Source organism: Butyricimonas sp. DFI.6.44 (assembly GCF_022132345.1).
Lineage (GTDB): Bacteria > Bacteroidota > Bacteroidia > Bacteroidales > Marinifilaceae > Butyricimonas > Butyricimonas muris.
Genome location: NZ_JAKNJD010000004.1, coordinates 92,524 through 116,618, shown reverse-complemented (window position 1 = coordinate 116,618; position 24,095 = coordinate 92,524). Strand labels below are relative to the sequence as shown.

Sequence of the window (24,095 nt, the reverse complement as noted above, 5' to 3'; positions counted from 1 at the left end):
CTAAGTCTCCCTTTCTTTTTTGTACCCATAAATCCGTATATTCGCGACATTCTAAATCAATGACACAAACCATGAAATATATATTATCGTTCCTTTTCACCACGATTCTCGGCATCACGCTCCTCTCCGCGCAGGATTACCCGAAGCGCGAATTTCGCGGGGCATGGATACAAACCGTGTTCCAGAGTGAATACGCCAAAATGTCGCCGGACGAGATGAAAGTCGACTTTATCCGCAAGCTGAATTACCTGCAAGAATGCGGAATCAACGCCATTGTCTTTCAAGTACGACCGGAAGCCGACGCGTGGTATCACTCCGAGATTGAACCGTGGAGCCGTTTCTGCACCGGCAAACAAGGTGTAGCGCCGGAACCGTTCTTCGACCCGATGGCATTTCTCATCAAAGAGTGCCACCGACGGAACATGGAATTTCACGCTTGGCTGAATCCCTTCCGGGCATGCACGTCGGGGACTGCCACGTTAGCGGAAACGCACGTTTATCACGAGCATCCCGAATGGTTCGTCACTTACAACAAGCAATTACTTTTCGATCCCGGTATCCCCGCCTGTCGGAAATACATCTGCCGGGTGGTGGAAGATATCGTGAGCCGCTATGACGTGGACGCCATTCACATGGACGACTATTTCTACCCCTATCCCGTGAACGGAATGCCTTTTCCCGACGATAACAGCTTTCGCGCTTACGGGTTGAAGAAAGGATACTCCGAGGACGAACGGGACGACTGGCGACGGGAAAACGTGAATCAATTAATCCGGGAGTTGAAACGCACGATCGTGAAGACAAAGTCGTGGGTACGCTTCGGCATCAGTCCTTTCGGGATATATCGCAACAAACAAAACACGCCAGACGGTAGCGGAAGCAATACCAACGGGTTGCAGAATTATGACAACCTGTACGCGGACGTGACGCTATGGGTCAAGAAAAAATGGATTGACTACAATATCCCCCAAGTGTACTGGGAAATCGGACACCCGGCAGCAGACTACATCACCCTTGCCAAATGGTGGGACAAAAACGCCCACGATATCCACCTTTACTTGGGACAAGACGTGGCACGCACCATGAAAGCCGGCGACCTGACCACCAAAATGGAAACCGCCCGTTCCCTACGCCACGTGAAAGGCAATTGCTTCTGGCCTGCCAACGAGATATTATGGAATAACGAGGGCATCGCCGACAGCCTCCGTGAACATTACCACCGCTACCCGGCATTGATTCCCGCCTACACGCACATGTACAACGGACGGCCAAAGAAAATCGCCAAACCCCGTGCCAAACGCACGGACAAAGGCTACACCGTGAAATGGTTCTCCGTCGGCGACCGTGAAGATCCCCGCAATCCCCAGTATTTCGTGATCTACCGCTTCGCCCCGAAAGAAAGCATCAACCTCAACGATCCCTCCAAAATAGCCGCCATCACGCACTACACGGAATGCTACCTACCGCTTCCCCGAACAAAATACCGTTACGTGATCACCGCCGTCGACCGCTTCCACAACGAGTCAAAAGGGAAAAAGATAAAACTTAAATAATTTTCACATGAAAAACATTATAGATAAGTAGCTGTAAGATATATCAATCCTATCAAAATCTACATTTGTCCCATGATAAAGTATCATTGCAATTGCCCTCCATTTTTGCGACATAAAACAATCAGATCATCCACCGCATCATCTATAGACTGAAGATGCTCCGTTTCGTAGAACTCATCCAAAAAATGAATTCCTTTGAAATGATACAAATACAAAAACGCACTTTTAACCGAAAGCTGAAAGCGTTTGGCAAAAGCACGAATGCAAGCATTCATATAAGGTATTTTATATTTATCATTCATCGTGGATAGATATTAAATAATTTGATACACACAAAAATACAAAAAGTACAGTTCAACCGGACATTTGAACCGTACTTTTTTCTAATTCAGCAACAAATATACTCCCCAAACAGAGCATATTGAAAAATTCGCAAGCATGCACAATTCCGAGAAGCTGCTAATATTTAAATTGTTCACATGCTTGCGATATCAATATTTCTATTTCTTCAACGCCTTTTCCACCACTGCCGACAACTCTTCTTTACTCTCCATGTGTGCCCGCACCACGATTTTCCCTTCCTTGTCCACAATCACGAACATCGGGACAGCGCGCACGTAGAACAAACCTCCCACGCGATAAGTGTCTTTCACCCATTCGTCAATCACCTGCGGCCATGGTAATTGCTCCTCGTCCAATGCTTTCTCCCACGAGGCTCTATTCTTGTCGATGCTCACCCCGACAATCTCCACGCCCTTGTCCTTGTACTCCTTGTAAAACTCCCGCACCCAAGGAAAAGAAGCGCGGCACGGCTTACACCAGCTTGCCCAAAAATCAAGCACCACCACTTTACCCCGGAAATCAGACAAACTCAACAAAGAACCGTCCCGCCGTGCTAACGTGAACTCGGGTGCCGGACGTCCCGGTTCAATCCGTTGCCTCAACTCGATACAATCTCGCACTTCTTTCACCAGCTCACTCTCCCGCACCTTCTCGTCAAACAAGCCGAAAACTTGTTCCAACTGCTCCAATGACATTTCGTTCATCATGAAATTCAAGTTATAAGCAGCCGTTTCCACGGACGGGTTAGCCGCCATAATCTTCAACTGCTCTTCCTTTACCCGTGCCATATACGCGTCAAACTCCTTTCTATACACCCAATAAAACGTTGTATCCTCTAACGTTTCTGGAGCATCGAATACCATTTTTGCCAACTCCGCGTATTTCTTGAACTCCGGCATTGCCTCCACCACGTACCATTGTTTATTAATCTCCTCATTTACATCATTATTTTTAGAACCGGTAACCGTCATTCCCTTGATAACCAATTCCTCTTCCTCGTTTATTCCCACGTTTCTCCAATCCCCCCGCATCTCTATCTTACTGTTCTCCAAAGCCACTCTCATCTGAACCGCCTCCTTCCCCTCCGGAGCCACCGTCACCAAGGCAAATCCCACACACGGCACCTCTCCCTCGAACACGAACTTTCCCCCCTTCATCTTCACCGTGTCACAAATCACCAACCCTCCTTTAGCATGCATCGTCAAAATCGCGTTACCGTTTCCCGCACCTTTAAACACACCTTTCAACACGTACCCCGCTTGGCTGTTACAAGCGAATAGCACACTCATTACCAATAATATCAAACATTTTTTCATCTCTATTCTTTTTTAAATTAATTACTTCCCTATTTCCTTATCCATTAATAATCCATTTACCAACTCCTCCAATTCATACTCCAGATAACCGCATTTGACTATTTTTCCCTCCTGGTCAATCAACACCAAGTGCGGAATACCCGTCACGTCATACAAGTCACTTGCCGTATGCTTTCCACCCGAGAGCTTCTTGTCCCGCACGTGCAACCACGGTAATTTTTCCGCGTCCAGTGCTTTTTCCCACGCCTTCACGTCCTTATCCACGCTGACACCGAGAATTTCCACCCCTTTGTCGTGATACTTCTTGTAAAACTCCTTCAACCAAGGAAAGAGCGCACGACACGGACCGCACCAGCTCGCCCAAAAGTCCACCAACACCACCTTACCGCGTAAATCGGCAAGCGACAGCACCTGCCCGTCACGCTGTGCCAACGAGAACACGGGAGCCATCCGTCCCGGAGACAAACGCTGGCGGGTTTCCAATTCCTCGCGTATTTCGGTCAACATCTCGCTGTTCCGCACCGCCTCGTCAAACAGCCCGAAAACCCGTTCAAACTCTTCCAGTTCCATGCCGCCTATCATGGGTGTCAAATACAACGCTGCCGCTTCCGACGACGGATGTGCCGCCATGATTTCCAGTTGCCTTGTAAACATCAACTCTCGAAAACGATCCTCCAGCACCTGCAACGTATCCGCCTTCCGCATCACCTCGTCCGTCAACTCCGCGTTGTCATCCAACGAAGCGAACCACTTTTCCAACCGTTCATAATCCTTGAACTCCGGCAATTTCCGTAACGAGAAATACACTTCATCCAGAAGATTGCACACCTCCGTGTTCTTACCGCCCGTGACCTTCATATCCCGGATAAAGAAACTCCCCCCGGCATTCCTTTCCAGATTTACCCAGTCGCCTTGCAACTCAATCGGGCTATTTTCCAACACGATAAGCATATCCAACACCTCTTTTCCTTCGGGTGCCACCCGCAAAGAACATGCTGCCACGAAAGGCGTCTTACCTGCGAAACGGAACTTTCCCCCGTTCATCTCGGCTGTGTCCGCTATCACTGATGCACCCGCGTGGTCGGTCACGGAGATCACCGCGTACCCGTTCCCAGCGTTTTTCAAATTTCCCTTTAGCACATACCCGTCCTTGGGTGTGCCGCAAGCCAGAAACAGGCTTGCAAGCACAACAAACATACTTGTTTTCATCCGATAAAATCAATTCATTATTATTTCCAACCTCCATTCTGTTCCCAACCCATGGTCGCCGCTTCAAACGTGTAGAAAGGCAATGCCCAACGCGGGTCATCCGGAGCTATTTCCAATTGCACGCGAGTACTCAAATCAGTCGGGTCTGTCAAAATCTCGCGGCGAACATAGATACCGGCATTTTCCGCCCCGTTCAGACGTTTAACATCATAGAACCGCCAGAAAGCTCCCATCTCGCGCAAACGCTCGTCCAACACCTCCTGCACGCTACCGGTAACCCCTGCCTCAGCAGACACATCGTCCATAAAGCGGGTGCGACGCAACGTCTTCAACGTCTCTGCCGCGGTTCCCTCGTGTCCGCCCCGGGCCTCACACTCCGCCTTAATCAAGTACATCTCCGCCGTCGTCATGCCGATAAGCGAATTACCCGCGAAACGCGAATAACTGTATAGATTCCAAGGTTTCAAATATTGCCAGTTTTCATAACTGATATATTGCTCGAAAGTATTCGTATCCATTTCAACCAAATTCTCACCGGTCATCAAAAGAGGCGTACAAGAGCTATAGAAATGAATCCAGCGGGCATCATTCTCCCGGTCCCAAAGCTCATAAAAAGACTCGGAAATCGGGCAAGTGCCACCCAATCCTTCCCAAGACACGTTGGGCAAATACAACTCCTCGTACTTCGCCACCGCCTCCGTATCCATATCATCCAGTTCAAACATCGAACTCACGACTATTTCATCCATCGGCTCACCTTCTTCATCCAACACGCTAATCCAATTCCACTCTTCCAACTCGTATTCAGGTTCATTCTTAAAATCCACCAGAGTATTATGAGCTTTCAACGCCTCCGTCGCATTCGACAATGCCAGCTCGTAATCTCCCCTGTACAGGGCTACCCGCGCCCGGAATGCCTGCACGGTCGGCACCGTCGGGCGGAAATTATGCGCCTTGTCAAACGTCGTGCGCCCCGCTTTAGTCAACGCCTTTTCCGCCAGCCTCAAATCCTCGTAGATACGTTCCAGCGTGTAGCCCACCGTTTTCCGTCCGGGAACTTCTCCCGCCGTGGCATTATCCCGATAACCGATACCCGGTTTATCGTCTCCCCACAAACAATACTGCGTCAACAGCATAAAGTGGTAATACGCCCTCCCGAAACGAGCTTCGCCTTCCACTTGATCATGGATAGCTTCCGTCGTCTGAATCACCTTATCCAGATACTCCAGCACCGTGTTAAAACGATAAATTCGTTCCCAAACCGGAGTCCAAGTCCACATCATCCACATCGATGTCATCAACGTCTCTCCCTGCCAGCAATATGACTCGTACGTGGTCGGTTCACTTGCCCGCAACCCGTGCACGTAAAACTCCGGTGTCAACTCCACCGCGTCCGTCAACGGAAGAGCTTCCGTCAAGTAAGCACCAGAAGAAGTACCTTCCCCCGTTACATCATCAACCCGTTCAAACAAATAAAGATCGATACTTCCGGTCAGCCCATAGAGCTGGTCCATGTGGTATATGTAAGCGCTGCCCGACTTGTCCGTGGTCTCATCCAGAAAATCACTGCACGAAGCCATTACCAAGGCTCCCAACAAGGCAATGATTGTATATATTTTTCTCATATTCCTTACTGTTTTTATCCATTCATACTCATTTTACCAACTCTTGAAACCGAGTTTCACCCCAAACGTGAAAACAGGCATTGGCTTTAGACTCCCAAGCGGGTAATCAGGATCCATTTTCCCGTTCGCGCTCCAAATCAATCCCAAGTTGCTCGCCTGCGCGTAAACATGGATACGGCTGAACACCCCCTGTTTCGACAACAGGCTTTGCGGCAAGTCATACCCCAGAAACACCTCGTTCAAACGGATATAATCTCCTTTTATAAAATTGTTTCTGAAATACGTGCTAACCTGTATCATGGACGAATATCCATTACCACTCAAGAAATTAGGTTTATTATCATCGTTATAGAGCGGCAATTCGGAATAAGATGCCTGATTGGCATACCCCTTGTCATATACCTCAAAAGCCTTGTCCAGACGTTTAGAATAAGCAGCAAGATTTCTGCTATTGGGCGAGAAACTGTCATTATAACTCGTCATAACATAATAACCGAACTGCCCCGTGAGCATGAAAGAGAGTGTCACCCCTTTCCATGTGAACATATTACTGAAACTCAGCGTGCTTTTCGGTTCCATCGTTCCCAAATAGTAAGCCCAGTTATTATCACCAAGCGTTTGCCCTTCCCGGGGAGTCACAAAATCCATCATGTGAGAAGATTCATCATCCAAAATGGGTTCCCGTGAACCGTCTTTCCCGCCCAGCAACACGTAGCCTTCCGGCGAATACCCCACCGGTTTCAGAACGGTGAAAGAACCGATCGGACGCCCCACGACATAAGAGTTACCAACCGCCAGATAAGGACCCGTGAAACCGAATTTTTTCAATTCGTTGTGGTTGTACGAATAATTCAGTATCCCGCTCCAGCTCAAATCTCCCGTGATAGACAAGTCCGAACCGATTGAAAACTCCACGCCCCGGTTCACAATTTCCGCGTTATTCAACAACATAGACTCCACACCCTGCGAAATCACCGGTACCGTCGTGTTCGCCAACACGTCATAAGAATATTTGTTATAAAACTCCGCGCTACCGCTCAGTTTATGCCCGAAAAACGCCATATCCACACCGATATTCAGCGTCCGCGACTTCTCCCACGTCAGTGTATTGTTGCCGCGTTCCGCTATCGTGTTAAAAGATTCTCCCCCGGAATAAATAAGGCTACCCGGGTGCACTGCCACCGTCGTCACGCTGGACGTCCCCGACTTGCCTGCCGCCACACCCGCGATACCGTACGATGCACGCAACTTCAACTGGTCTATCCAAGAAGCCCGTTCCATGAACCGCTCGTTTGAAATCAACCAACTAGCACCGAACGACCAGAACGGGGAAAACTTATCACGCACGTCTTCCGCTTGAAAATTGGAAGCATCCGTGCGGAAACTGGCAGTCACCGAATAACGGTTGTCATAAGTATAAGCCGCGTTCGCGTACACCGAGAAAAAACGGTCTTCCAATGTCGATAGGCTCCCCAACTTCTCGAAGGGCATATACGAAGATACCCCGAAAATATTGTTTTTCTTCGTCACGTAATCCAGCTCCGTCAACACGGAATTGGTATATTTATTATACCCGTAACGCGTCACTTTCGGGTCTGCCTCCGTCGTGGCGGAAATAACCTCCGTACCCGCCAGCACGTTAAACGCGTGTTTATCTTTCGTCAGACTGTAATCAGCCTGCCCGCGCAAATTATAAGCCTCGTACGTGTGCCCCTCGTTCGAGAACACGCCCCCGGTCGGGAAATAAGAAACATACCGCCCCGTTTCGCCCAACGCAGAATAAGTATTATACAAATCCCTCACGAAAAACGATTCCGGCTCGTAAGACACGTGCTTGTCGTACTTGCGGTGCTCGTACTGTCCCTTGGCACTCACGTTCAGTCCCCAGTCCGTCCGGTACTCGAAACCACCTTGTACCCTGTAATTCATCGTCTTCGAATAGTTATCCGTGTATTCCCTATCGGCAACAGGATTATACGTCCAGTCCACCGGAGTCTTGCCGGCATAATATTCCTCCGACATCAACAGAGGCTCGTACACAGTCCGCGAGGTCGATATATGCGTGAAATTCCCTTCGTCATCCTTCAAACGAGTCCACGGGCTAAGCCATTCCCGCACGCCAACAACACTCGTTCCGTTATTCTCCTCCCGGCTGAACATCGTGTTCACCGCGAACTCGAACGTCAGGTTCCTCGTCAAGCGGGCGTTACTCGCCAGATTCAGCAACACGCGCCGTTTGCCATTCTCTTGCAGGTAACTATCCTCGTCATCATAAGAAGCCGAAAAAGCGTAATCCAACTTATCGGCGGCACCCCGCAACGACACGTTATACTGCTGACGCACCATACGCCGGAAAATATACTCGTTCAAATCATCTTTCCACGTCCCGCTGTTTCCTCGCTCAATAAGCTCCTGTTTTTTAGCATCGTACTCCCCCGCGGTAAGATTCTTCCTATTATCCCGCTCGTACAGCATACTGTATGGAGCCGACATATACCGCCTCCGTGCGGAAGCTCGCATGTAAGGGTCGTTACCTGCAAAATTAATCGGTTTGTACTTGTGCATCAATTCCTCGAAACGAAACTGATTCTCCGCCGACGCCATGTTAAACAAATAATCCAAATCCGCCCGGGAACTCACCGACCAATATGCATCCGCCGAAATTTCCAACTTGCTCTTTGCCTTGCCTTTCTTCGTGGTAATCACGATTACCCCGTTCGCCGCACGCGCCCCGTAAATGGAAGTCGCTGCCGCATCCTTCAACACCGTCACAGACTCCACGTCGTTCGGGTTAATCGACGCAAACGGATCACTTTCAAGCATATAACCACTGATGGGAAACCCGTCCACCACGATCAGCGGATCGTTATCCGCCTTAAAATTTGCATCACCCATACTGACTTGCGATATAGTACCTTGTCCCCGGATAGCGAATCGTACCTGTCCGTCCACCGGTGCGCTCACCACCGTCAATCCCGGTACCAACCCGACCAACGCTTGCGCAAGATTGGACGTCGGTTTCCGCCCCAATGTCTCCGCATCCACGATCGAGTAAGCACCCGTGGCACGCTCCTTGGAAATCGTCTGGTAACCGGTAACCACCACGTCGTCCAAGTTCTCGCTATCCTCCTCCATTGTCACCCGGATAAATTCCTTTTTCTCCACCGCGATCTCCTGCTTCTTCATGCCCACGAACGAGAAAACAAGCACATGCGGCCCTTTCTCCGGCAAACGAATCTGGAAACCACCCGTCGAATCCGCCACGACTCCCGAAGCCGTTCCCTTCAACACGATAGTCGTTCCCGGCAGCGGGATTCCCTGCTTGTCGACCACCACTCCCCTGACAATCCTTTCCTCCACTTCTTTCTGCTGCTGAACAGCCTCCTTCCAAATCACGATTGTCTTCTCCTCGATCGAAAACTTCAACCCCGTGCCTTTCAAGCAAGTTGCCAAAATCTCCTCCACCGTGGCATCTTTAAACACGACATTCCGATTTTCAATACCCCTCAAATCGGCATCACTGTACACGAAACTAAACTCCGTCCGCGATTTAATCTCGTTGATGATCTGTTTCATCGAGGCACTCTCCAACTCCATGCTCATTCGTACCTCCTGAGAATAGGCTCCGGCATGCACTTGCAGCGCGAACAAAACCGATAAAATAAACGTCGCTTTCATCATTAAAATCAACTTCATTAATTTTCTATGCCTATCCATGTAGGCATAACATTTTTTTTCCATAACTTTGTGTTTAAGATTCGACAATATTTCAACACCTGTTTGCAGCAGGATTGAAAAGTTTGACAAGGGGCAGTGTTTGCAGCACCGCTCTTTTGTTTTTATTTCACTACAATTTTATTCTTATTAATCTCAAATTTTACCTTTCCCGTCCGTTCGATAAACTTCAACACGTGAGCGATATCCTCGTGCTTCTTGATATTCACCGAATAAGGAATCCGCTTCAACTCCTCGTTAGCGTAAGTCACGTCGAACGAGTACCAGCGTCCCAATTCATCCAAGATGACAGATAGCGGTTGATTATCAAACACCAATCGCCCGTCCTTCCAACCGACATACAACTCTACATCCACTTCCGCCACCGTCAACCGATCGCTCTCCCGATTGAAATCAGCCTGTTGTCCGGGTATCAACTTCACACGCTGTCCTTCTGCCGACACGTCCACCCGTCCCTGCACCAGCGTGGTCAACACGTTTTCCTCTCCCTCGTATGCCCGTACCCCGAAGGATGTTCCCAACACCAATACCTCCACTCCTCTCGCCTCCACCGTGAAAGGCTTCTGTTCATCACGCACCACGTCGAAGTAAGCCTCTCCCCGCAAATACACTTTCCGCCTCTCGCCCGAGAACTTCACGGGATACCTCAACTCAGACTCGGCATTCAGGTACACCGTTGTCCCGTCCGCCAGCACGAGCGTGTATTCCCCGCCCCGCGGTATCCGCAACAAATGATATTCCTCCGCTCCGCCCGGTTGTCCCCCTTCCGCATCTTCATATCGCAACGTATCGCCTGCATTACTTACCCCGTTCCCCACCGTCCGGTTTGCCCCGTCTGTCAACAAAACCTTGTCACCACCCGGCAAAATAAGTTCAGCCTTTGCCTTCCCCGGAGTTATTTCCGCCACAACAGCCACCTGTGCCTTCTCGCCCTCACGATTCAGGGAAAAATAAACAATTCCCCCGATAACCAACGGTAAAGCAAACATCGCCGCGTACCGAATCCACGACAATCTCCGCGCACGCCGTTCCCCGCGTGTCGTCCGGTTCAAAATCCTCTCCCACGCCCGATTTTCCGCCTCCGGCGATTTCACGAACCGACGGAATCCTTCTTCCAGATTCCGCGTGGACACCAATCGTTGAAACATCTCTTCGTGCTCTTCGTTTGCTTCCCGCCAAGCCCTCAACTCCCGTTCACCCGCGTCATCCAACTCACCCTTCACGTGGTTCAAAATCAATCGTTTTATCCTATCGTCATCCCGTATTTGCATACTTTTGTTCTTTGGTTTTATACTAAAGCACGCAAAGTAGCGTTTGGTGTAATACCAAAACACACTTTTTTTCATACTTTTTTATTTTACGCTAAAAATCAAGCTATTATATAGCTACAATTTCTGAAAAAATTTAGGGGTAATCCTCCAAAAGATATTTATCTTTCTACTACATACAAAGTATTTCAATTGAATAAATTTGTATTCAATTACTAAATAATTCCTATTTATTTCCTATTATAATAGGAGATGAATGGGAGTTGAATAGGAGTTGAATGGGAGATGCTATAAAGCAAGTACAAATCAATATAATGTAAAATATTACTTATTTTATAAAATTAAGGATTAACGCAACTCGTTCTTAGGAAATCCACAACAGGATAGACAACACATTTTTCAAACGCTCTTTCATGTAATGATTGGCGTTATTCTTGTGCTTTTTCACGGTATTAACCGAAATATTCAATTTCCGGGCAATCTCCTCGTGGCTACACCCGTCCAGACTCATTTGGTACACCTCTTTGCAGGCGGGGGACAGTTCGTCGAACACGGAAAGCAAAGCCTGAAATATCTCGGATTCCAGAATCTGATCGAGAAAAGACTCCGAATCATCCCCTTCCCGAATCATCCTTTCGGCATATTTATTTTCCACCTGCCGATGCCGGAGCAAATTCAAGCAATCGTGCCGCACTGCTTTATAGAGATAAGCCTTCACGGCATTTTCCACCCGAAATTCCATCCTTTTTTCCCACAACGCCACGAAAGCATCCTGCACGACATCCTCGATCACATCCTCGTCTGTCACGTACTTCGCCGCAAAATAACGCAAGGCAACCACGTACCTGTCGTACAGCACACGGAACGCTTTCTCCCCTCCGCGAGCAAATTCTTGAATTATATCTACTTCTCTCGTGTCCAAATTAACGCCATTTTCTTCTACAAAAATACAATAAAAAATGGAATAACTTATTTACCCCGTGATTTACAGAACACGTCCGATACTTTTATAAAATTCCTCTTTCGCTTCAATCTCCAAGAACGGGGAATGCCCACAACGTTCCAACACGTGTAGATCATAATTGACTTTAGCCTCGCGCAAAGGTTCGATTATTCCATCTAACGGGTGCGGGTCCAAGCTGCCATGAATAACGTGTACTTCGGATCGTAGCCGCGGAAGAATCTTCATGAAATATCCCTCCCGCCGGAGTGTTGCCGCCTCCGCCCAAACCCGTGCATACATCTGTCCGTCCGGTTCGTATTCATTCGTGAAATCCGATACATGATAGTTATCACATTGGGCAACGAACTTACCCAATTCTTCCATATCTTTATCCGTGGCGTTTCCCGATAATTCCCGCAGGCATCTTTCAAAACGTTCCCGCTCCCCCGGCGAAAGTCTTTTCAAACGATTATCCATGATTTGAGGTACATACTTTTCCTCGAAAGGGGGACACCCGACCAGCACAAGTTGTTTTACCCGTTCCGGGTATCGCACGGCAAACAAGATAATCAGCCATGCCCCCCATGAATGACCGACAAAAGTCACCGCCCCATCGGTTTCACGGCAAACCTGCTCGTGAAGTTCCTGTATCAACTCCTCGATCGAATAGCGGGTCTGGAATGGTTCCAACACTCCGTTTTGTAAAGATAGTTCTTCAGCCATAGGCTTTAAAGAACCTTTAGCACCCGGTCCGCCATGAACCAAAACAACGGAGTACGGGGCACTCCCGTATCTACGCGTTATATTCATCCCTTTTCTTTTTAGGCAGCTTTTTGACCACTTCTTCCACCGAGTGATTTATCAATTCTTTGATTAGTTTATCGGGCACATCACTTTCCAGATATACCGTTATCCAATATTTTTTATCCGAATAGAAACCAAAGAAAATCCCCTCGTAACGCTCCATCAACTCCACCGATTTAGCCGGATCACATTTCAAGTTCGCCCAGAATCGTCCGTCCTTAGTGCGCAACGGGGCAAAAGTAAACATCTTATCCATGATTTTATAGACCAAGGTGTACTCGTCAAACGGCATACATTCCGTCGCCCCTTTAACAGACAGGCAATAATCTCTGTATTCTTCAATATTCATCGGTAAAGTTTATAATAACACGTTATCCAAAATTTTATCCAAAACGCCCACGTAGTAATAAGGGATATTAAGTAACTTGAATATTTTTCCCGTACTAGACTCTTTCACTTCGTCTACGCTCATTCGATTGCTCCAAACCCTGATTGCCAAGTCGTGCGGAGCATCAGACATAAAAATATGAAGCGAGCGAAGATGAGCACGTTTGTAACAAAACCAAAGCAAATGGAATCAATATTTGTAATGATTCCAAAGCAAAAAATAGGTTTTCATGTAAAGAATCCAAAGCAAACGTTTCCCTACCTCACGTATCCATTCTTGTAAAAATCACAGGCTTCCTCTATTCTAGCGGGTTCGTCGGCTTTCAGCAGTAACAGCAATTCACGGGTAAATTCGATGTACCCGCAGCCATTAGCGGTCACGATATTCCGGTCGCCGACGGCTTGTGCCTCGATGTAACCCGCTTCATTCGTGTACCGTTCTCCGGCATATTGTTTCAGGTAGGGAAGCGTGTTGCTCGTGTGCTTCACGTCATTCAAGAAACCGTGGATACCCATGAAGACGGAAGCGTTGCAAATCGCACCCACGATTTTCCCTCGTTCCAAGGCTCTCCGGACGATAGGTACTACTTGTTCCGCCTCGGGCGAAAACCAACTCGTTCCGCCGACCAGAACCAAAGCCGCGTAATCATCGGGCATGGTTTCAAAACTATAATCGGGTTGCGTGCGGAATCCCCCTATCGAGGGCACGAGTTCCAAAGTCGGGGCGACGGTCTTTACAGTGTATTTCACTTCACTGCCCGGCATAACTCCGGTACTCAACGCGGTTGCGAGGAATGCCCCTTCCCAATCGGCATATCCATCCAGAATAATAAATAAAACTTCTTGCTTCATATTAATTATCATTTTATCCAATAACAAAAGTAACTATTTTTTCAAACAAGGGATGGAAACAATAAACCTTTCTCTTTGTTTTTTGTCTTAGAATCAGATAGATTAAAAGAACGAGCATGGAATTATATATATGGATTCCACGCGATTATAAACAATTAAAGAATAAAACATGAAAACTTTAACCCTAATCATTTCGTCATTATTCCTTTTAATGACAGTAAGCTTGAACGCACAAGAACGAGGTCCACAACATCGAGGCCCGAGAGGTCACATGAACCCCGAAGAAATGGTCAAAAAAATGGTAGAGCAAATAAAAACCGAGCTGAAACTCGACGAGAAACAAGAAAAACAAGTGAAGGAATTGTTCACGGAAAACTTCAAGAAAAGAGGCGAACTCATGAAGAAATACCAAGGACAACGAGATTCCGTGATGTTCTACAACAAGAAAATGGAAGACCAACAAAATTTATCCTTAAAGAAAATATTGACGGAAGAGCAATATAAAATTTACCAAACCAACTTGGAAAAGAGAAGACAAGAAATGGAAAAACGCCGCAAAGAAGGCATGAATCACCGCGGACAACGGGGCGGACAAGATAACCCGGCTGTGAACGGAAAGAAGCATGACTGCAAAGGATGCGGCGGTTGCGAAGAGAATAATTGAGCCTACCTTAAGAATATAAAACAGGAGGGAGTTTAAAATGACTTTTAACTCCCTCCTGTTTAACTGAAAAGCACTAACTTACTTACGATTAAAGTATTCCTCTACGGCTTCGACCAATTTCGGACCGTGCGGATTGCGGGCAATAATCTTCCCGGAACCATCTATCAGCAGCGTGAACGGTATGGCTTGAACCCCGTAATCATTACGGGAAGCGCTTTCCCAACCTTTCAACTCGGAAATTTGAATTCCTATCGGTTTGTGTTTTTCAAGAGAACTTTGCCATTTTTCCCGTTCTTTGTCGAGCGAAATACCGATGATCACCAATCCTTTTTTCCCATATTTTTCATGCAATTCTTTCAACAAAGGCATTTCTTGAATACAGGGCACGCACCACGAACCCCAAAAATCCAACAACACGAGTCCTCCTTTTTTCACTTGTTCCGACAAACGGACTTCTTTCCCCTCGATAGTTCGCGCGACAATCTCACGGAAAGGCCTCCCCACTTCCGTTGCTTTTTGCGAACTAGAAAAATAATTCTGCTTTTCCTGACGTGTCCTTATGAACGTTTCGTACTGTTCCCGAAGTTCCGGATTGATTGTCGGGTAGATTCTCTCGACAAATGCATCACTATAAATATCTTTCGAGCAACAAGTGAAGAAAAAGTAATCACCCGTGCTTGTTCCGGCATACTCGCTGATAAATTCCTCGGCAGCGGGTACCATGATTTCTCTAAAGATAATTCGACTTTGCTCGTTGTAGTAATTATTTATCTCGTTACTGACATTGCCCGCTAATTGCTGCACGCTATCCCGCTCGCGGAATAATATTTGGCTTCTGCGTTGAATTTCCTGTTTTCCTTTCCCGATTGTCGCCATGTAACGGTCATTAGCAAGGGTTCCGGACAAGGTTATCCCTGTCGTGTCATAAAGGACTCTAATATTACCACTCTCGATAATCACCGGCACGGAATATATTCCCGGAATCCTGTTGTCGCGAACGTCCTCGATGGTCAATACAAACACCGCGGGTTCCTGTACCGTTCCCCGAAACCGGAACTCCCCGTTTTTGATTATACCGCTATCTACCGGAATGGATTTATCCGACGAGAAATAATATGTCGCGGGGGATAACAATACCCGACATCCGTCATAGCGAGTCGGCAGACTACCGGTAAGCGTGTAATTATTCCCGTCCCCGCAGGAGCAAAAGAGTCCCGCTACCGCAAGCAGCAGGACTATAAAACTATTTTTGAATACCATCATTTTTCCTCTTTTAGCATTTCAACCACGTAAGAAATTTCATCCATCAAACCGCTGGGGCTTCCACCGTATCCCTCTGCCAGATAACGGATACGACCGTTTTTAAGGATGGCTTTCTGGGGAATGCCCGAAGTCCCGGGGAACATGGATTTATACACCATATCACGAGATTTCTTTCCCTCTCGGTTAGCATCGTAAAGTACTTCCATACCGTGGAAATTATTCTTTTTCCACAGGGCATCTATTTTTTCTTTATTGGGTTCGTCCTGCGTGATGATGAAATAGAATTTCACGCTTGAATCACCGGCATAAAGGTCTACAGCCATTTGCATCCCGTCTAACGCCGCGATACACGGGGCGCACCACAATGCCCAAAAATCGAGAATCACGATATCATTCTTTTTGAAACTTGCAGATTTTACCTTACCGCCGAGATGCGATTCCAAAGCAAACGGCTCAAAAGGTATATCTATCATCTTTGCCCGAAGTTTATTCTTTATTTTTTCCACTTCACTTTTGGGCTTCAACGATGATACCCAAGCCTCAAAAGTCGCCGGTTTCTTTTTTAAACCATTGTAGCACACTCTCAATTTGTCATAGATAACCGGAGTCATCTGTCCTGAACCTGCTGCCCCTTTCATCGCCTCGAAAGCCTCAGCCTGACGTCCTAATTTCTCCAAACTTGCCACATACGCCTCGTTCCCTGCCGGATAAAAGAGATATCGTTGCTCTTCTTCTATCGCATTCATCGTGTTGACGGCTTCCTCGTAACGCCCACTTTTCTCTGCCACCTGCGCGTGAACACTAATATAATAATACAACCACTGACGAGCTAATTCTTCCGCTTGCCGAGGTGAATATTGCAATCCCTGCATATAAGAACCGTCATTCACTTTCCGTATCATCTCGTCAATAAATCTCTTGGAAATGTCGACAAAAGTTTCTGCCGGGATGAGAGTTTTCCGAATCGCGTATTCCACGGTTTTCTTGTAAACAGCATTAAGCATAACCATATCCATTTCCGGCAATATTTCCTCCAATTTCTTGTAGTCGCTTTCCTTATAATATTTTACAGCCAGCTCCCGGTAAAAATTAGAGTACACGAACCCTTTCGAATCGGGATTCTTTCGCCACTCCGCTATCGGGAAATCTTTCCTGAATTGCTCGGCAACGACAAAATATTCATCGGGAGGAACGGTGTTTAAAGTAAAAGAACGGTTAAACCGGGCTAAACCGCCACGGGGAAACATTTCGAGAATAACCTGATCTACACTATCCGCTTTTTCTTTATTCTTTAAATCATAACGATAGGTATGGCTTATTTCCATGTATTCATTCTCTGTCAAATCAGCTTGGCTCTCCATTGTTTTAAGCAAATGTGCTATTCCCCGACTGGCATTTTCCCCGTACATCTTTCTCAAAACGGACTTCATTATACCGAAAAAATGACGTCCGTACTGGGGATAATGTTTCGTTTCCTGATCTACCCAAAACATCAAGGCTTCATCGGTAATTTCCTTGTAGTTCCCCGAGAAATAATTTCCAGTACCTTCACCAAATGAAGGCATACGGAACACTCCCCAAGCAAGATACCTTCCCGGCAGGTAATCCCCGACAACGTCTTTCGGGATAAACATATATCCTTTATCTTCATTATTATCCGTCGTATCCGGTTGTAAAGTAAACGTGGATTGAAATTTAAAGGCAATGAAAGCACAATTATCCGGTACGTCGAATGTACCTTTCCACAATTCTCCGTCTTGTTTCAACTGCACGTCGCTGATCTCCCAACGATAGAAATTATACATATACACTATCCCGACCAAGTCTGTCTTCCCCTCTAGCGGACCGCCTGCCGGAGCATAAACCAATTCTAAAGGCTGACCGGTAATCGGAACCTCCGGATTTAATGTTAATCGAGAGTTCTCTCGCGGGTCTTGAGCGACGTTTTCCTCTTGCCCGAATACTCTGCCAGCAAGGCTACATAACAGCATTACAATAATTACGAACTTACTTTTCATAGTGATTATCTATATTTTATCTATTCTGTGATTGATTAATCGATAATCAATCACAGAATTATTTAATTAGCTTGATTTCCTATCGCGTGAAGATCAATATTAAACTGAGTTTTAAAATATTGCAACACAATCTCATACTTGTTTTTAATCGCATGGGTACGCTTATACGTGCCGGACGCCTGATCCCAATCTTGACTCGAGTCTACCTCATCCGATAACGCCCATGCCTTAAAAGCCTCCTCGCTCATCGTGGTCAAGTATTTCACGTAAAGTCCGAAGTCATAGGCGGCATCCATATCCTTGTAGTATTCAAGGAAACCACAACCGTACTCACCTCCATCCCAAACATTGTTTCTGTATTTATCGTACCATTCTACAAACTCTGCCGGTATTTCAATTTTATTCCGGGAAGCAGCATAACCGATCAAAGACTTGTTCAACTCTCCCACCGTGTTCAATTGTTCCTCCGGAGTCAATTCATCCAATTGCTCGCTCGTGTAACCAAACGCGATATGATTCAGACCGTAAGCGGAAGCATGATTAGTCGTATCATTATAGCTTTTATACTCCCACTGTTGCGTTCCTTCATCCCAAACAGAACCATATTTTTGCTCCACGCTATAAATCCGCGATGCCAATAATATTCGCATCGGTAAAATATTTTTGTAAAAATTCTCACCCCACGGGTTCAGGCACCGATCTTTGATAAAACGGTAAGCTTTCTCCACGTATGCCTCATCCGCGGGAACTGAATAAAAAGGAATGTAACTCGTCACGTTCCAACGGAAGTCACTTTCCTTGTATTTATACAAGAATTGGGTGTTGTATTTCTCGTAGAAAGCCACAAATTCCCTATCATAATCGGAATCTCCTTGTGGAAACTCGTAAAATTCCTGAGGAGCGGACGGAGTCAGCTTATCCTCATCGCAAGCCACAATAACGCCCGCCATCAACAATAACAGAAACAATATATTTTTCATCTCTTTTATGTTTTATCAATTAATAACCTTGTCTATCCGGAGCCAATTCATTCTGAACCAAATTCTTGTTCCTATCCAACACGGCTTGAGGTATAGGCACCGTGTAACTCGGATCTTTCTCGCTCAACGTGTACGTGGTCGTTTTCCCCTCGTCGGCAATCCATTTATGCTGAATCCGCGGCATCCCGTAACGACGTAAATCAAACCAACGGTGTCCCTCGAATATCAATTCCCGACGACGTTCCAATTTGCAAAGTTTCTCCAAATCCTCTGCCGTACTCAATTGATAATCCGAGTAATTCGTAATCCGATTACTCCGCAATTCATTCAAATCGTCCACAGCCAACTGTCCCGCGGACGATTCTCCTGCCTTGTATTTCTGCATATACGCTTCTGCCCGGTTCAAGTACAACTCAGCTGTACGCCATACATAACCCCGCTCCGCAATTCCATGTTTCAACTCTTTGTAAGGATACAAATAACCACTTTCTGTTTTCTTGAAATATTTTCCGTTCCGGCTATCTCCATTATCCGTATAACTATTGACAACATCATCCGACAGGCAAACCGGAGTTCCGGCAAACGTCATACTTCCGGGCATAGCCCCGTAAACGAATATCGTTTCCGGGAAATCGGATGAAACGACCGGATTCTTTGAATTTTCTGGACGGGCAGGAACATTATACACGTAATCCGGTAAATACACCAATTTCGGTGCTCCCGCCATAGCCTTCGTAGCATGGTCAATCACTTGATCCCATTCTTCCATGTAAAGATAAATCCGAGAAGCAATCAAGTGAGCTGCCACATAGTTCACCCGGAAACGTCCGTTATTCACTTTGTCTTTTTCCAACAAAACAATCGCCCGCTCGATATCTCCCGTGATCTGTTTGTACACTTCCGCCACCGTGTTACGGGCGTAGCCTTCATCCAATATCTCGGATTTTATAACCAACGGAACTCCTAATCTCCGGTCGGGAGTTGAGCGTGCATCATTGTACGGGGTAGCGAAAATATTTACCAGATGGAAATAATAATACGCCCGCAAGGTCAAAGCTTCACCCAAAACATTCGCAATTTCGGATTCTGTCCCTAAAGAGTTTTCTACATTATCAATCACCACGTTGCAAGCCATGATTTTGGCATAAAAATTTTCATACGTACTTTGATCTTGAGAAAGTGCCTCTTTTAAAGACTGGTCCATATCATATTGCCACGTGAAAACATCTTTATAGGCCATCTGTTCTTTAGTCGGAGTATAAGATGTACACCCGTCTACATCGTCATCCATATACCAAGTCAAGGCATCCAACGTGCTAAAACAATACCCTTCCCCGTTTAACAACTCCGTGTAAGCAGTTGTTGTCGAGGGTTCAAACTCATCCTGCGAAACTTCTTTCAAAAAATCACCGCAAGATACACTCGCTAAAACGAGCACGGTCAATAAGATTATATTCAATTTAGAAATCATAGTTACACTCGTTTTGAAAGATTAAAAACTGATGTTTAAAGAAAACGTGTAGGTCTTGATTATCGGCAAAGCCGTGCCTCCCGTTCCTTCCTGTTCCGGATCCTGCCCACGGAATTTGCTACTGCAAATCGTCAACGGGTTTGTCACGTTAAACGTGCAGGACGCCGTGGATAATCCCAAGTTCTGTACAAATTTCGATGGCACCACGTAAGATACCGACAAATTACGGCATCTCAGGAAATCTCCTTTTACCACCCGAATATCCGAGTAATTGTACATATCATAAGAGTTCAACGTCACGGTTGACGGGATAGGTACATACAAATTATACTCGCTCGTTCCGTCAAGCACGAATCCCGGAATATTGGTCTTTGCCTCGTCACCCGGTTTCTTCCAACGCTTCAACAAATCGGAATGCAAATTATCTTGCGGCGACGGCATCATAAACTTGCCCTCGTACAAGAAGTTCAAACGCTTCACGTTCCCGAAACTATAAGCGAAATTAGCATTCAAGGTCAAATTCTTGTAACGCAGGCTGGTGGTGAAACCTCCACTGATTTTCGGGTCTTTCTGACCGGAATAAACCAAGTATTGTTTCGGGTCATCCATTTTTTCCACGTCACCTTGTACTCGTGAAGTATGCGCGAAGGTCGCGTAACCGTATTGCGGGTCCAATCCCGTGAATTTCCATGAATAAATAGCGTTCACCGGTTTACCGCTCTCGAAAGCGTTTCCTACCAAGTAATCCGTGTACGTGTACTCGCTCTTTCCGGTATTCTCCACGTTGTTGCTATTCTTCGAATAAATCGGAGATATCGTCCACGTGAAATCCTTTGTCCGCACGGGCACGAAGGTCAAAGCCAACTCGAAACCGGTATTCTTTATGTCCGCCCCGTTTTTGTAAGTTTTGGCAACACCGAACTCGGCAGGTACATCCAGACTAAAGATAATATCGTTTCCTTTCTTGTAGTAGTAATCCATCGTACCGCTGATACGTCCTTTCAAGAATGAAAAATCCAACCCGAGATTAATCGTGGTCGTCTTTTCCCAACGCAAATTCGGGTAAGGCAAACGACTAATATTCAACACGTACTCTCCCGACCAGCGATTAATTACCGTTTGCGGGTATTTCACCACCAAGTTCGGTCCCACGGATGTAGGAACGTTTCCCTGCCGACCGTAAGAAGCACGCAAATTCAATTCAGCCTGTTCACCCAAACGGCGGAACCAAGGTTCCTCCGACACACTCCAACGTCCTGCCACACTCCACACGGGCAGAGCCTTGTTGTTCGTGTATTGCCCGAAACGATTGGAAGCATCCATACGAATATTGGCATTCAACACGTAACGGTTTTTAAAAGCATATACCAAGGTAGCGTATCCCGAAACCGTGTTGGATATCGTATTGGTTAGTTTCGCGGTATGTTTATCCAACGAGGAATTACCATTCAGGGATGTGCTTCCGGAAGTTCCCGTGTCGTACTCGTAGCTGATACCCAGTCCCCTATCCGGGAAATACCCCCATTCCGTCGTGTTGAAACCGTCGTACTTGATGGAACGAATCTCGTACCCCAGCATGGCATTCACCACGTGATTCTCTGCAAATACCTTATTATAATTCATGGACGCACGAGCCGTGAATGTCGTGTTATTTTTATTCTCGTAAATCAAAATTCCCCCTTTAGGCAAACGGGAAGCTTTCTCCTCCGCGCTATTCGGTGCCACACTCCCGTAATCATATCCCCGGATTTCGGCAATATAAAATGAACGCTCGCCCGCCCACTTCTGGTTCAACGTGTTGGCATAAGTCACCCCGAAAAGCGTATTCAGTGTCAACTCGGGTAAAATCTTGGCATTAACACCCACGCTGGCGTTTGTCTGGCGAACCTTTGCCTCATTGCCAGTATGCTTGAGCTCGTTCAAGATATTATATGTCAACGGATAATTAGATGATAAACCCGCAACCGTCGTCAACCGAGTCGTGTAAAATTCATCCTTCCCGATAGCCCGTGACGCTTTCAACGCGTAATCCAAAGGATTTACCATGTAGAAACCGTCGGATTTCCGGTCTGAAAAACTTAATTTACCCTCGACATCCACGAAACGACCGATTTTCGTGTTCACGTTCATGTTCACGTTATACCGCCGTAAATTATCGCCCTTGGTACTTCCCTTGCTGTCATTAAATCCCACGGAAAGATAATAGCGGGTGTTTTCCGTTCCGCCGGATACGCTCAAAGCGTAGTCCTGATTGAAAGCGTTCCGGAACAGGATTTTAAACCAATCCGTGTTCATCGTTTCCAAAGAGGCCACACGTGCATCAAATTCATTTTTATTTATCTTTCCGTCATAGTAATCAAACAAAGCTCCCTCGTAACCGGTAGAAAATGGCATTATCGAATACAGATAACCGCTCTCTGCCACCTCTCTCGACACCCCAACACGTTCTTTTGAATTCATCAAATGATAATCCTCGTATCTCGGACGAGCCGTGAACCCGAAAGAAGAAGAAAAATTGACAGAAGGTTTACCGACTTGCCCTTTCTTAGTCGTAACCACTATCACACCATTAGCCGCACGGGTTCCATATATTGCCGTGGCTGACGCATCTTTCAAAAAAGTAATGGTTTCAATATCACTCGGATTTAACCCGGAAATAGCGTTACCCAACAAACTGAAACTGGCGTTATCATTCAATTGTCCCCGCAACGTGGCATCCGTACCGGCAATCACGTTATTAATCTCGTCATTTGATAAGTCCACCGGGTCCTCCTGAATTATCCCGTCCACTACCCATACCGGAGCCGCGTTACCATGAATCGTGGAAGAACCGCGGATTCTCATTCGAGGGGTTGCGTTCGGGCTACCGGAACTTGTCATCACCATCAATCCCGGTACCCGTCCCTGCAACATGGCATCCACCGAAGCCACGTTCGGGATGCGGATATCATCCATCTTTATCGACGTGGTCGCACTGGCGGACAATCGCTTATCTACTTTCCCGTAACCCGTGATCACTACTTCCGCAATCTCGGTCACATCAAGTTTTAATTGAATATCCAATTCCTTATTGTTTTTTCCCACATAAACTGTTTCCGTCTGATACCCGATAAATGATACCAGCAAAACAACCGAATCTCTTTGTGGCATATGCAGGGTAAACTTTCCGTTCACGTCTGTCGCTACACCCAGCGTCGTACCTTTAACCAAAACAGTAACACCCGGCAGAACCTCCCCTTTTTCATCTTTCACTATACCTTTTACCGATAAAATAGAATCTTGCGCCACTTTCGGGGAAGTTTGATGAACAATAAAAATGACATCATTTTCAAAATACCATTTCAAATCACTTTTTGCAAATACATTATCCAAAACTTCTTTTACCGTTTTATTTTTTACAACTACATCAAAACGGTCCACTTTCATAATATGTTCCTCGTTAAACACGAATCGCAAACCCGTTTGTTTACGAATTTCCTTCAACAATGTACCTACATCACATTGATGCATATTCAACGTTACAATTTGTTGTTGAGAAAAACTGCTAGCAGCTGTCCCAAAGACAAATACAAACATAAAAACCGAAAATAATTTCATAATTCTGAACATTCTTGTTTTTTTTCGCCTCAATAAGGCAAAAATCAATTTACATTTCATAGATTTGT

Annotated in this window: 17 protein-coding genes; 2 read left to right on the top strand and 15 right to left on the bottom strand. The window is 46.3% G+C overall.

Annotated elements, in window-relative coordinates; genetic code table 11:
* Nucleotides 1–71: 71 nt before the first annotated feature.
* Complete coding sequence (locus tag L0M98_RS07135; RefSeq protein WP_099290394.1) at nt 72–1,553, top strand: glycoside hydrolase family 10 protein; 1,482 nt, start codon at nt 72–74, stop codon at nt 1,551–1,553.
* 83 nt (nt 1,554–1,636) lie between these two features.
* Here the strand turns inward: L0M98_RS07135 and L0M98_RS07130 are convergent, their stop codons facing one another.
* From L0M98_RS07130 to L0M98_RS07085, 10 genes are all read right to left on the bottom strand, one after another.
* Nucleotides 1,637–1,855 carry a DUF3791 domain-containing protein gene (locus L0M98_RS07130; RefSeq protein WP_099290126.1) on the bottom strand — a complete coding sequence of 73 codons (219 nt, stop codon included), beginning with the start codon at nt 1,853–1,855 and terminating at the stop codon, nt 1,637–1,639.
* A gap of 198 nt (nt 1,856–2,053) precedes the next feature.
* Entirely contained in the window at nt 2,054–3,211 is a 1,158-nt protein-coding gene (locus L0M98_RS07125; protein WP_227215404.1) for a TlpA disulfide reductase family protein, read from the bottom strand.
* A 21-nt stretch (nt 3,212–3,232) separates the two neighbouring features.
* Nucleotides 3,233–4,420 (bottom strand): TlpA disulfide reductase family protein, encoded by a 1,188-nt coding sequence (locus L0M98_RS07120; protein WP_227215405.1) that lies wholly within the window; start codon nt 4,418–4,420, stop codon nt 3,233–3,235.
* Between the two features lie 20 nt (nt 4,421–4,440).
* Nucleotides 4,441–6,045, bottom strand: coding sequence for a RagB/SusD family nutrient uptake outer membrane protein (locus L0M98_RS07115; protein WP_227215406.1), 1,605 nt, complete (start codon nt 6,043–6,045; stop codon nt 4,441–4,443).
* A gap of 33 nt (nt 6,046–6,078) precedes the next feature.
* On the bottom strand, nt 6,079–9,786 hold the full coding sequence (locus L0M98_RS07110; protein WP_227215407.1) for a SusC/RagA family TonB-linked outer membrane protein: 3,708 nt from the start codon (nt 9,784–9,786) through the stop codon (nt 6,079–6,081).
* A 98-nt stretch (nt 9,787–9,884) separates the two neighbouring features.
* On the bottom strand, nt 9,885–11,126 hold the full coding sequence (locus tag L0M98_RS07105) for a FecR family protein (protein WP_227215408.1): 1,242 nt from the start codon (nt 11,124–11,126) through the stop codon (nt 9,885–9,887).
* Between the two features lie 286 nt (nt 11,127–11,412).
* Nucleotides 11,413–11,970: an RNA polymerase sigma-70 factor gene (locus tag L0M98_RS07100; protein ID WP_099290120.1), complete on the bottom strand. Its 558-nt coding sequence runs from the start codon at nt 11,968–11,970 to the stop codon at nt 11,413–11,415.
* A 63-nt stretch (nt 11,971–12,033) separates the two neighbouring features.
* Entirely contained in the window at nt 12,034–12,801 is a 768-nt protein-coding gene (locus L0M98_RS07095) for an alpha/beta fold hydrolase (RefSeq protein WP_227215409.1), read from the bottom strand.
* Nucleotides 12,785–13,144 carry an MmcQ/YjbR family DNA-binding protein gene (locus tag L0M98_RS07090; RefSeq protein ID WP_186977854.1) on the bottom strand — a complete coding sequence of 120 codons (360 nt, stop codon included), beginning with the start codon at nt 13,142–13,144 and terminating at the stop codon, nt 12,785–12,787. The genes L0M98_RS07095 and L0M98_RS07090 overlap by 17 nt, the downstream gene beginning before the upstream one ends.
* A gap of 296 nt (nt 13,145–13,440) precedes the next feature.
* Entirely contained in the window at nt 13,441–14,034 is a 594-nt protein-coding gene (locus tag L0M98_RS07085) for a type 1 glutamine amidotransferase family protein (RefSeq protein ID WP_227215410.1), read from the bottom strand.
* A 169-nt stretch (nt 14,035–14,203) separates the two neighbouring features.
* Here L0M98_RS07085 and L0M98_RS07080 point away from each other — a divergent pair, with 169 nt between their 5' ends.
* Nucleotides 14,204–14,698 (top strand): hypothetical protein, encoded by a 495-nt coding sequence (locus L0M98_RS07080; RefSeq protein ID WP_237961677.1) that lies wholly within the window; start codon nt 14,204–14,206, stop codon nt 14,696–14,698.
* Nucleotides 14,699–14,776: 78 nt separating this feature from the next.
* On the opposite strand, the gene L0M98_RS07075 is transcribed toward L0M98_RS07080, so the two are convergent.
* From L0M98_RS07075 to L0M98_RS07055, 5 genes are all read right to left on the bottom strand, one after another.
* On the bottom strand, nt 14,777–15,961 hold the full coding sequence (locus tag L0M98_RS07075) for a TlpA disulfide reductase family protein (protein ID WP_227215412.1): 1,185 nt from the start codon (nt 15,959–15,961) through the stop codon (nt 14,777–14,779).
* The gene (locus L0M98_RS07070; RefSeq protein ID WP_227215413.1) at nt 15,958–17,979 is read right to left on the bottom strand and encodes a TlpA family protein disulfide reductase; all 2,022 of its coding nucleotides are present in this window, start codon (nt 17,977–17,979) and stop codon (nt 15,958–15,960) included. The genes L0M98_RS07075 and L0M98_RS07070 overlap by 4 nt, the downstream gene beginning before the upstream one ends.
* A 62-nt stretch (nt 17,980–18,041) precedes the next feature.
* The gene (locus tag L0M98_RS07065; RefSeq protein WP_227215414.1) at nt 18,042–18,959 is read right to left on the bottom strand and encodes a hypothetical protein; all 918 of its coding nucleotides are present in this window, start codon (nt 18,957–18,959) and stop codon (nt 18,042–18,044) included.
* A gap of 19 nt (nt 18,960–18,978) precedes the next feature.
* Entirely contained in the window at nt 18,979–20,430 is a 1,452-nt protein-coding gene (locus L0M98_RS07060; protein ID WP_227215415.1) for a RagB/SusD family nutrient uptake outer membrane protein, read from the bottom strand.
* 21 nt (nt 20,431–20,451) lie between these two features.
* Complete coding sequence (locus L0M98_RS07055) at nt 20,452–23,940, bottom strand: SusC/RagA family TonB-linked outer membrane protein (protein ID WP_227215416.1); 3,489 nt, start codon at nt 23,938–23,940, stop codon at nt 20,452–20,454.
* Nucleotides 23,941–24,095 lie beyond the last annotated feature (155 nt).